We start from the raw sequence: 10,000 nt of genomic DNA, 5'->3' as shown, positions 1-10,000 counted from the left end.
GCGGAGCGCCCGAGAGGGTGGGTTCCCCTGTAGGAGCGCAGGAAGGTGCGCACCGGCTGCTTCCTTGGGCAGGGGGAGAGGAACGAGGACGAGCATCGACCCTCCGCAAAACCCCTCCGCAAACCACAACTCCAAAACCGCAAATAAGTACGGGAATTCCGGGCGCGCATCCATTGACGACACGCCCGGGATTCCCGTACACTGGTAATCGCGTGTACCAACGTACGGGTTTTTGCAACCGTTTTATGGGAATAACTTTCCGGAAAAACGAGTTATATCTTCCGTACACCCGCTGAAGCGTCTTCGCCTCGGCGGCGGTACACATTGTAAGTATCCGTCAGCTCGACGTTTCCTCACTTCGTTCAAAGGCGTTAGCGGTCCTATACCGTGCGCGCCGGAGTGAAACAGTGAGCCGATTAGCGCCTCCAGTCGGGGGTGTTGAACGGTGAACCGGCGGCGTCGACCTATTAGAAATCCAATTGGAGCCCTCACTACATGAGCACCAACATCCCTCAGGTCGCAATTAACGACATCGGCGACGAGCAGGCATTCCTCGAGGCTGTCGACAAGACCATCAAGGTCTTCAACGACGGCGATCTCGTCTCCGGCCAGGTCGTCAAGATCGACCACGATGAGGTTCTGCTCGACATCGGTTACAAGACCGAAGGCGTCATCCCCTCCCGCGAGCTGTCCATCAAGCACGACATCGACCCCTCCGAGGTCGTCGAGCTCGGCTCCGAGGTTGAGGCACTCGTCCTCACCAAGGAGGACAAGGAAGGTCGCCTGATCCTCTCCAAGAAGCGCGCACAGTACGAGCGTGCATGGGGCGACATCGAGAAGATCAAGGAAAACGACGGCGTCGTCACCGGCACCGTTATCGAGGTTGTCAAGGGCGGCCTCATCCTCGACATCGGTCTGCGCGGCTTCCTGCCCGCATCCCTCGTCGAGATGCGCCGTGTCCGCGACCTCGCTCCCTACATCGGCCAGCAGCTCGAAGCTAAGATCATCGAGCTGGACAAGAACCGCAACAACGTTGTTCTGTCTCGCCGTGCATACCTGGAAGAGACCCAGTCCGCAGTCCGCTCCTCCTTCCTCAACGAGCTGGAGAAGGGTCAGGTCCGCGAGGGCGTTGTCTCCTCCATCGTCAACTTCGGTGCATTCGTGGACCTGGGCGGCGTGGACGGTCTGGTTCACGTTTCCGAGCTGTCCTGGAAGCACATCGACCACCCCTCCGAGGTTGTCGAGGTTGGCCAGCCCGTCACCGTCGAGGTTCTCGAGGTGGACCTGGATCGCGAGCGCGTCTCCCTGTCGCTCAAGGCAACCCAGGAAGATCCGTGGCAGGCATTCGCCCGCACCCACGCTCTGGGCCAGATTGTTCCCGGCAAGGTCACCAAGCTCGTTCCCTTCGGTGCATTCGTGCGCGTTGAGGACGGCATCGAGGGCCTCGTCCACATCTCCGAGCTGGCAACCCGCCACGTTGACCTGGCTGAGCAGGTCGTCTCCGTTGGTGAAGAGGTCTTCGTCAAGATCATCGACATCGACATGGACCGCCGCCGCATCTCCCTGTCCCTCAAGCAGGCAAACGAGGGCGTTGACCCCAACGCTACCGAGTTTGACCCGGCTCTGTACGGCATGGCCGCAGAGTACGACGAGGCCGGCAACTACAAGTACCCCGAGGGCTTCGACCCCGAGGCTAACGAGTGGCTGGAAGGCTTCGACGCACAGCGCGAGGCATGGGAAGCACAGTACGCAGAGGCACAGGCTCGCTTCGAGGCTCACAAGGTTCAGGTTGCTAAGGCTCTCGAGGCTGACGCAGAGGCTGCAGCAGCAGCTCCCGCAGCAGCTGAGCCCGCACCGACCTCCTACTCCTCCGAGGAGCCCGCTTCCGCAGGCACCCTCGCATCGGATGAGGCACTGGCTGAGCTCCGCAAGAAGCTGACCGGCAACTAATCTGCCGCTCAGATGAGCACTCATCAGGCGTAATAGCCGATAGGTAACCCCCGCGTGGGGTGCCTAGAGCAGGGGAACCCCCTCATCTCCCGTTTGGGAGGTGAGGGGGTTCTTTGCGTTATTGGGGGTTTAGGTGAGTCAGGGGTGGGGGCGTTGGGATCCGGGGTACGTGCCCGGTGTTGCTGTGCTCTGTATTGCTGTGCCCTGTGTTGCTGGGGAGGATTTTAGGCTGCGGTCATCTGCTCCCAGACGGTGCGCACCTGCTCGGCGGTTTCCTCCAGCGAGCCGCCATTATCAATGATCCAGGTTGCGACCGCCTCACGCTGCTCGTCGGTAGCCTGCGCGGCGATGCGGGCGCGCGCATCCTCCTCGCTCATACCGCGCGAAGACACGAGGCGCTGCAGGCGAGTCGCCAGGGGAGTGCGCACCACGACCACGCCCTCAAAAGCGGACGGGTCGCCGCTCTCCACGAGTAGCGGAATGTCCTCCAGAATAATGCCGCTGAACCCGGGCTCGGACTGCGCCTGCTCCACCAGCTGCGCGGCGCGCTCACGAATAGCGGGGTGCACGATTGCGTTTAGGCGCAGGCGCGCCTGCTCATCATTGAACACGATACGCGCCAGGGCGGGGCGGTTGAGGCGGCCGTCCTCGTCGAGCAGGTGCTCGCCAAACTCCGCGACCGTGCGGGCGAGCACCGCCTCACCGGGCTCCATGAGGGAGCGGGAGATAGCGTCCGCATCCACCAGGAATGCGCCCTGCTCAACGAAGAGGGAGGCGATGGTGCTCTTGCCGCTGCCGATACCGCCGGTGAGGGCGTAACGGCGCAGGGCAGTGGAGGCGGGGGAAGAAGGCTGGGACATGGACGGTGCTCCTGACGGGCTGTGCCACAATAGATAGGTATTGATTAGAGGAGGACACATGCAGGAAGAAACTCGCGCCAATCGCTACCTTGTGCCGCGCGGCGATGAGCCCTATGAGAGCCTCCTCGAAATTAAGCGTAGCGAATTTATTGGTCACATCAAGCGCGTGAGCACCGTTGAGGAGGCGCGCGCCTACATTGAGTCGGTGCGCAAGACCTACCACGACGCCCGCCACGTGTGCTCGGCGTTCGTGATTGGTGCCGACCGCGACGTGCAGCGTTCCTCGGATGACGGCGAGCCCGCCGGTACCGCCGGTGTGCCCATGATGCAGGCGCTGCTGGCGCGCCAGACCCGCGAGGACGGCACCACCGATCTGTCCGATGTGGTTGCGGTGGTCGTGCGCTATTTCGGTGGCATTAAGCTCGGCGCGGGCGGTTTGGTGCGTGCCTACACCGATTCAGTAGTACAGACCCTGGATGGTGCGCTATTCGATTCGCGTGAGCGTCTGCGCGTGGGTGAGGTTCCTAGCTCGCATGCGGATGCGGGCCGTCTGGAGAACGAGATGCGCGCCGCGGGCCTGAACGTGTTGGGTACCGAGTACGGTGCGGAGGGCGCGGTCATCTCGGTGGGCGTGTTTGACCGCGCTGAGGAGCTGTCGCGTGCGGAGGAGCTGGTGGTGAGCCTCAGCTCGGGTGCGGCGAGCGTGACCTGGGGTGACACGCAGTGGGTGAATCTGCCGGTCTAGGTTACCGCCCCTACCGCCACTCGAATTGCCGGGCTCAATCATTCTCATAAAGCCCTCAAAACCCAAAAGGTAGCCAAACCTTAGTTAATAGTTACTCTAACCCTAGTAATTGCCCGTCGTTGTTGATAGGGTAGAGGGAGTGCTAAAAACTCATCCAATATCTGAGGTCGTGATAGTGTGGCGCAGCAGGGCATCATCCCCAATGGAGTAGAGGAACCCGCTAACGCAATGGAAGGGGCGGCAACCCTCACCCGTCGGCAGGGGAGCGCGGGAGCTGCCGCCCAGCTTGAGCCGGCAACCGTCGCGCAGCTCCTCGACGCCTACCGTCAGCAGAACCTCGGCACCCTCCTGGGCGTGCTCACCCGCCGCCCCGGCGAGTTCGCCCGCCAGCTAGGCCGGCTCAGCCGCCTCTTCCCCCAGCACGTGGCGGCCATCGCCGAGGCCTTCGCCTCCGTGGGCCGAACGCTGCCTCTCGACGAGCTCGTGCGCCTGCACAACCGCTACTCAAACGCCGCCCGCGGGGTGGGGGAGAAGCTCAGCCTCGACAATTCGCGGGTGCTGCACCTCATCCAGGCTCCGGCGCTCAACCGTGAGGGGGCCGGGCACCTGCTTATGGCCATCGAACTCTGCATGGCCGGCCGTCTGCGCGGCCTGACCGTCTCCATGCCCTCCACCGAGGCGTTTGCTCCGGCCGAACAATCCTCGAGCCTCGGCTCCTGCAACCCCGCCCTGAACGGTGCCCTCAACGCCTTTGAACCGATCGGGTGGGAGCCTTTCTCCCTAGACGGCAGCGATGTTTTGCTCGCTTCCGGCGTGCGCGATATCCCCGACGGCTACGAGCTGTCCCTCTGGCTCCTCGACGACGACTACCGATGCCGTGCCCGCGTGGAGCGAGGCGCCCCGCAGGTGTGCGTGGCCAGCTTCTACGACGAGGAGCTGACCAGCCGCACCGTGGATGCCTCCGGGGTCACCGAGAACTACCGCATCGAGGAATTTGCCGAGCTGGACTACCTGAACGCCATGGACCGGCAGGTGCGCTACGTGGCCGTGACCGCGAAAACGGGAGAACCCCTCCCAACCTCGCTGGATGTTCCTGAGCCTTCGGGCGCGGCCTCCCTGAGCCCCTTCGTGGGTGGACGCTTCGTCCTGCCCGATGTACGCACGGCAGAGGTGACCTCCGCCGGAGGCCTGCGGACCCTCACCCACAGCGGCATGCTTCCGGTCTTGCGCGCCCCCGGCCGCACCGTATGCGCGGTGATCGACCTGTACAAGCACCGCATTAACACCCCGGGGGTGGGTATTCCCGCGGGCCTGAGCGTGGAAGACGAAGAACGCACAATGCAGCTGATCCTGAGCACCCTGAACGGCTACCTGCCGCTGACGAACCGGGCGCTGATGAGCCTCGCCGGAGCCACCGTGGAGGTGCGCTAAATCCTTACCTGCGAGGTGCCCCACTGGTATGTAGCCACCGGTGGGCTGAGGGTATTGCGAGCGCATTGCGCGTGATTATATTGCGCCAGTAGAAAAGAGTGACCAATTCTGGGGCGTATGGGGCGGCTTTTCCCTAGGATGGATACATGAGTTACGCACCCGAAATTAACCGCATCGTCGCCCCCTTTGAGGTGGTCAGCCCCTTCCAGCCTGCCGGTGATCAGCCGAAGGCTATCGCCGAGCTCACCGAGCGTGTACAGAACGGTGAGAAGGACATTGTGCTGATGGGCGCTACCGGTACCGGTAAGTCCGCGACCGCAGCCTGGCTGATTGAGGCGGTGCAGCGTCCGACCCTGGTGCTCGTGCAGAACAAGACCCTGGCGGCGCAGCTGGCGAATGAGCTGCGCGAGCTGCTGCCGAATAATGCGGTGGAGTACTTCGTCTCGTACTACGACTACTACCAGCCTGAGGCGTACGTGCCGCAGACCGATACGTTCATCGAGAAGGACTCCTCCATCAATGAGGAGGTGGAGCGTCTGCGCCACTCGGCGACGAACTCCCTGCTGACTCGCCGCGACGTGGTGGTGGTTGCGACAGTGTCCTGCATTTACGGTCTGGGCACGCCCGAGGAGTACGTTGAGCAGATGGTGACTCTGCGTCGTGGTGAGGAGGTTGACCGCGACGAGCTACTGCGCCGGTTCGTGGCGATGCAGTACGCGCGTAACGATATGGACTTTCACCGTGGCACGTTCCGTGTGCGCGGCGATACCGTCGAAATCATCCCCATGTACGAGGAGAACGCAATCCGCATTGAGTTCTTCGGTGATGAGATTGAGGCGATTTACACCCTGCACCCGCTGACCGGCGAGGTAATTCGCGAGGAAGAAGAAATGTATGTCTTCCCCGCAAGCCACTACGTTGCCGGTGCTGAGCGCATGGCGAAGGCTATTACCTCCATTGAGGATGAGCTGCGCGAGCGCCTGCAGACCCTCGAATCCCAGGGCAAGCTGCTGGAGGCGCAGCGTCTGCGTATGCGCACCACCTACGACCTGGAAATGATGGAGCAGATGGGCTTCTGCAATGGCATTGAGAACTACTCGCGCCATATTGACGGTCGTGCCCCCGGTAGCGCCCCGAACTGTCTGCTGGATTATTTCCCGGATGACTTCCTGCTGATTATTGACGAGTCGCACGTGACGGTCCCGCAGATTGGTGCCATGTATGAGGGCGATATGTCCCGTAAGCGCACCCTGGTCGAGCACGGTTTCCGTCTGCCGTCGGCGATGGATAACCGCCCGCTGAAGTGGGAGGAGTTCCTGGAGCGTATCGGTCAGACGATTTACCTTTCGGCGACCCCCGGTAAGTATGAGCTGTCGCAGGCTGATGGTTATGTGGAGCAGATTATTCGCCCGACCGGCCTGATTGACCCGGAGATTGTGGTCAAGCCGACCAAGGGGCAGATTGATGATTTGCTTGAGGAGATTCGCGTGCGCGTTGAGCGTGATGAGCGTGTGCTGGTCACGACCCTCACCAAGCGCATGGCGGAGGATCTGACCGAGTACCTGCTACAGCACGGCGTGAAGGTGCAGTACCTGCATTCTGACGTTGACACTCTGCGCCGTGTGGAGCTTCTGCGTGAGCTGCGCCTGGGCACCTTCGATGTGCTGGTCGGTATTAACCTGCTGCGTGAGGGCCTGGACCTGCCCGAGGTGTCCTTGGTTGCGATTCTGGATGCCGATAAGGAAGGCTTCCTGCGTTCGACCACTTCGCTGATTCAGACGATTGGTCGTGCGGCGCGTAACGTGTCCGGCCAGGTGCACATGTACGCCGATAAGATTACGGATTCTATGCGCGTGGCGATTGATGAGACGAACCGCCGCCGCGAGATTCAGCAGGCGTACAACCGCGAGCACGGCATCGACCCGCAGCCGCTGCGTAAGAAGATTGCCGATATTACGGATGTTCTCGCCCGCGAGGAAGAGGACACCCGCGAGCTTCTGCAGCAGCGTAAGAGCGGTAAGAAGGGTGCCCGCACGGTGAGTGCGGGGGTAAAGACCGGTTCTGCGACCTCCTCGAAGATTGCCACGAGCACCCCGGAGTCGGAGGAGCTTCTCGCCCGTGCGGAGGCGCGCGTTCGCGCCGACGGCCTGGCGGCGGCACCCGCCGAGGACCTGCTGGATTTGATTGAGCAGATGAACGAGCAGATGCGCCTGGCCGCGGAGAACCTGCAGTTTGAGTTGGCGGCGCGCCTGCGCGACGAGCTGGCCGACCTGAAGAAGGAGCTGCGTCTGATGAAGGAGGCGGGTCACGCCTAAACCCGGTGTTCTAAGGTGTTCTAAACCCAGCGTTTAGGGGCCGACGTGGGTTTTTCGCCATGAGGTAACTCATTGTTCATGAAGTTCTACTGAGTGCAGATACATGCTGTACACTATCAAGGTGTTTTACGTGTCAAATAACACCTTGATGCTTCCGAACGATAAAGAAAAATCTGTGACTATTTCGAATAACTCTTCAGACGCACACACTACGGGAGCTCGTTCCGTTACCCGCCGCAACCTCACCCGCGGCGCGCTTTGGGCTGTGCCCGCTATTGCCGCCTCCACGGCGGTGCCCGCATTCGCTGCCTCGGCTGATGATTGCAAGACGGTACACGGCCCGGACTTCACCCAGGTCGGCGGCTGGATGATTACCAACCCCGCCAGTGGCGCCCTGCAGTCGCGCACCAAGAACAAGCCCGTGACTGCGCCGGAGACCGGTCAGGCGTGGTGGTCCATGGAGAGTGCAACCTCACCGAACCCCGCAACGATTCGCCTCATGTCCGTGTACGAGGCGACTCACGGCCCCGAGGGCGACCTCAACCTGAACTGCGGTGAGTTCGTGATGACCTACAACGTCTCCGCGTTGGAGGCGACGACCGGCACCACGCACCTGCACCCGTCCATGGACATTTACTTCTTCTCGCCCGAGGGTGAAATCATTGACCGTCAGATCTTCACGACTGACCCGACCAGCAAGGCAACCGTCATGACCCGCAACGGCAAGACTCAGACCGTTCAGGGCCAGGTTATTCCGTTTGCGTCGAGCGTGAATGATAAGGCGACCGGCATCTCCGCGCGTTTTGCGTTGCGTGGCAATACGCTCATGGAAGGCATGTACCAGTTCGAGGTGGTTATTACCGTCCCGACGATTCGTGAGAACGGCACGCTTGATACGAACAAGCAGGTGAACGCGATTGCTTTCACTCCGCCGACCTTCAACATGGTCTCCTAATTGAATGAAAAGTAGCCCTCCCCGTAGTAGTTCACGGGAGGGCTACTTTGATGTGGGCTTGCTGTGCGGTGCTGATCTATGCGGTGCCTCTCTACACTGCGCCGCTCTACATGTTGTCAAACTCATAGCGTCGCCAACTAGACAGCGCGTATTCATCACGCAGAAACGCCGCATCCGATGGGATAACCCCGCCGGATGCGGCGTTTCGACGTGCTTCGCTCTTGAAAAATCCTCCGGAGGGGCTCCTGTGCGAAAACCTCAACCTGCTGTATAATCGTTCACCGAGCAAGGGAGTATCCCACCAATCGACTCGTCGTCAGCACGTTAGCCGAAGGCGCCTAACCGGGGAGTCGAGCCGACCTCCATTCAGGTCGGCGGGAGAGACTTGTGGTCCTGTACGCACACCACAAGAAAGGCTCCCCATGGAAGTTACCGGGTTGCAATGGTTGGTTACTATTCTCATCATCGCTGGCCTGCTGGCCTTTGATTTCTTCGTTCACGTCCGCAAGGCGCACGAACCCACCGTCAAGGAAGCGGCCATTTGGTCGAGTATCTACATCGGCATCGCCGTGTTGTTCGGTCTGTATATCTTCGTGACGAACGGCCCCTCCGCCGCCACCGAATTCTACGCGGGCTACATCACCGAAGAGGCGCTCTCGGTCGATAACCTCTTCGTCTTCATGATCATTATGGGCACCTTCCGCGTCGCCCGTGAGAATCAGCAGAAGGTCCTGCTCTTCGGTATCGTCTTCGCGATCCTGGCGCGCGGCACCTTCATCTTCGCCGGCGCGGCAATCATTAACTCCTTCGCCTGGGTGTTCTACATCTTCGGCCTGGTTCTGCTCATGACCGCGGGTAACCTGCTCAAGGACGAACTCACCGAGGGCGACGGCGACGACGAGGCAGACAACATCATGGTTCGCCTCGCCAAGAAGTACCTGAAGACCAGCGACCACTTCGACGGCGACAAGCTCTTCACCATCGAAAACGGCAAGCGCGTCATGACCCCCATGATGCTCGTCATGGTCGCAATCGCGGGCTCCGATCTGCTCTTCGCGCTCGACTCGATTCCCGCGATCTTCGGCCTCACCCAGTCCGTCTACATTGTGTTCACTGCGACCGCGTTCTCCCTCATGGGCCTGCGCCAGCTGTACTTCCTGATTGACGGCCTGCTGGACCGCCTCGTCTACCTCTCCTACGGCCTGGCAGCCATCCTCGCGTTCATCGGCGTGAAGCTCATCCTGCACGCGATGCACGAGAACAACCTGCCGTTCATCAACCACGGCGAGTCCGTGCACGTGGTTGAGATTACCACCGAGATGTCTCTGTTGGTGATTGTGGGCGTTCTGGTCATCACCGTGCTGGTTTCGCTGCTCAGCCCCAAGGGCCGCGCGCTGCAGACCATTCAGCGCGTGCAGGCGCTCTCCGAGAAGTACCTGGCCCTGCCCGAGGATGCACCCGCCGCCGAGCGTGCGGACATCACCACCCGCTGGCAGAAAGAAACCGAGAAGCTCAAGGCCATCCCGCAGAAGCTGCGTGACGAGCTCATCGAGAAGGAAGACGAGTACCACGCCCTGGTGTTGCGAGCCCGCACCGCCCAGGATGCGCACGCCTCCTCGAAGTAGCGTCGGGCGGCCGTAACGCCTGAGCCGCCGGGACGCTCGCGGCTCGGGCCAAGCGCCCACGCTAAAGCCCCTCACACCGGATCAACCGGGGTGAGGGGCTTTAGCTATATCAAAGATAT

At 61.4% G+C, this 10,000-nt stretch carries 7 protein-coding genes; 6 read left to right on the top strand and 1 reads right to left on the bottom strand.

Going from position 1 to position 10,000, the window contains the following annotated elements; translation table 11 throughout:
- Positions 1-495: 495 nt before the first annotated feature.
- Positions 496-1,950: a 30S ribosomal protein S1 gene (gene rpsA, locus HMPREF2674_RS08665; protein WP_049334100.1), complete on the top strand. Its 1,455-nt coding sequence runs from the start codon at positions 496-498 to the stop codon at positions 1,948-1,950.
- Between the two features lie 224 nt (positions 1,951-2,174).
- Here the strand turns inward: rpsA and coaE are convergent, their stop codons facing one another.
- Positions 2,175-2,810, bottom strand: a complete 636-nt coding sequence (gene coaE / locus HMPREF2674_RS08660; RefSeq protein WP_070825442.1) for a dephospho-CoA kinase — start codon at positions 2,808-2,810, stop codon at positions 2,175-2,177.
- A 58-nt stretch (positions 2,811-2,868) separates the two neighbouring features.
- Here coaE and HMPREF2674_RS08655 point away from each other — a divergent pair, with 58 nt between their 5' ends.
- The 5 genes from HMPREF2674_RS08655 (at position 2,869) to HMPREF2674_RS08635 (ending at position 9,881) form a co-directional block, all read left to right on the top strand.
- Positions 2,869-3,555 (top strand): IMPACT family protein, encoded by a 687-nt coding sequence (locus HMPREF2674_RS08655; RefSeq protein ID WP_070825441.1) that lies wholly within the window; start codon positions 2,869-2,871, stop codon positions 3,553-3,555.
- Positions 3,556-3,732: 177 nt separating this feature from the next.
- Complete coding sequence (locus tag HMPREF2674_RS08650) at positions 3,733-4,986, top strand: 2-oxoglutarate dehydrogenase (RefSeq protein WP_070825440.1); 1,254 nt, start codon at positions 3,733-3,735, stop codon at positions 4,984-4,986.
- A gap of 146 nt (positions 4,987-5,132) precedes the next feature.
- Positions 5,133-7,301 (top strand): excinuclease ABC subunit UvrB, encoded by a 2,169-nt coding sequence (uvrB, locus tag HMPREF2674_RS08645; protein WP_070825439.1) that lies wholly within the window; start codon positions 5,133-5,135, stop codon positions 7,299-7,301.
- Between the two features lie 175 nt (positions 7,302-7,476).
- Positions 7,477-8,256 (top strand): ornithinee aminotransferase, encoded by a 780-nt coding sequence (locus tag HMPREF2674_RS08640; RefSeq protein ID WP_246826210.1) that lies wholly within the window; start codon positions 7,477-7,479, stop codon positions 8,254-8,256.
- A 422-nt stretch (positions 8,257-8,678) separates the two neighbouring features.
- On the top strand, positions 8,679-9,881 hold the full coding sequence (locus HMPREF2674_RS08635; RefSeq protein WP_070825437.1) for a TerC family protein: 1,203 nt from the start codon (positions 8,679-8,681) through the stop codon (positions 9,879-9,881).
- Positions 9,882-10,000: the final 119 nt, after the last annotated feature.

It is taken from the genome of Rothia sp. HMSC062F03, from assembly GCF_001836905.1.
In the GTDB taxonomy this organism is placed as follows: Bacteria; Actinomycetota; Actinomycetes; order Actinomycetales; family Micrococcaceae; genus Rothia; species Rothia mucilaginosa_A.
Note: the sequence above shows the minus strand (reverse complement) of the source record. Positions and strands in the feature narration are given on the sequence as shown.

Coding starts and splice junctions, on each gene's coding strand:
- HMPREF2674_RS08635 (WP_070825437.1), top strand. CDS start 8,679: ATGGAAGTTACCGGGTTGCAATGGTTGGTTACTATTCTCATCATCGCT.
- uvrB (WP_070825439.1), top strand. CDS start 5,133: ATGAGTTACGCACCCGAAATTAACCGCATCGTCGCCCCCTTTGAGGTG.
- HMPREF2674_RS08655 (WP_070825441.1), top strand. CDS start 2,869: ATGCAGGAAGAAACTCGCGCCAATCGCTACCTTGTGCCGCGCGGCGAT.
- coaE (WP_070825442.1), bottom strand. CDS start 2,810: ATGTCCCAGCCTTCTTCCCCCGCCTCCACTGCCCTGCGCCGTTACGCC.
- rpsA (WP_049334100.1), top strand. CDS start 496: ATGAGCACCAACATCCCTCAGGTCGCAATTAACGACATCGGCGACGAG.